The organism is Caballeronia sp. ATUFL_F1_KS4A (assembly GCF_023630905.1).
GTDB classification, from domain to species: domain Bacteria; phylum Pseudomonadota; class Gammaproteobacteria; order Burkholderiales; family Burkholderiaceae; genus Caballeronia; species Caballeronia zhejiangensis.
Map to the genome: position 1 here is coordinate 1 of NZ_JALQEB010000012.1, position 647 is coordinate 647.

1 protein-coding gene is annotated in these 647 nt (G+C 64.3%); it reads right to left on the bottom strand.

Features of this window, described 5'->3' with window-relative positions:
- Window positions 1–647, bottom strand: a 647-nt coding sequence (locus NCS03_RS11525) for a serine hydroxymethyltransferase (protein ID WP_250529190.1), incomplete at both ends; no start/stop codon positions are given.

Genomic DNA, 647 nt, shown 5'->3' on the forward strand with positions numbered 1-647 from the left:
ACGATCTCCGCTTCCTTCGTGCCGAAGCCGCGCGTGGTCATCGCGGGCGAGCCGAGGCGCACGCCGCTCGTGACGAACGGCTTTTCCGGATCGTTCGGAATGGCGTTCTTGTTGACCGTGATGTGCGCGGCGCCGAGCGCGGCTTCCGCTGCCTTGCCGGTGATCTTCTTCGCGCGCAGATCGACGAGCATCACATGGCTTTCGGTGTGGCCCGAGACGATACGCAGACCGCGCTTCACGAGCGTTTCGGCCAGGACGCGCGCGTTATCGACCACGGCTTGCTGATACGCCTTGAATTCCGGCGACAGCGCTTCCTTGAACGCGACGGCCTTCGCGGCGATCACGTGCATCAGCGGACCGCCCTGAATGCCCGGGAAAATGGCCGAGTTGATCTGCTTCTCGAACTCGGCCTTCATCAGAATGACGCCGCCGCGCGGGCCGCGCAGGCTCTTGTGCGTGGTCGTCGTGACGAAGTCCGCGTGCGGCACCGGATTCGGATACACGCCAGCCGCGACGAGACCGGCGTAGTGCGCCATGTCGACCATGAAGTACGCGCCGACGCTCTTCGCGATCTTCGAAAGGCGCTCGAAATCGATCTTCAGCGCAAACGCCGACGCGCCCGCGACGATCAGCTTCGGCTTGTGTTC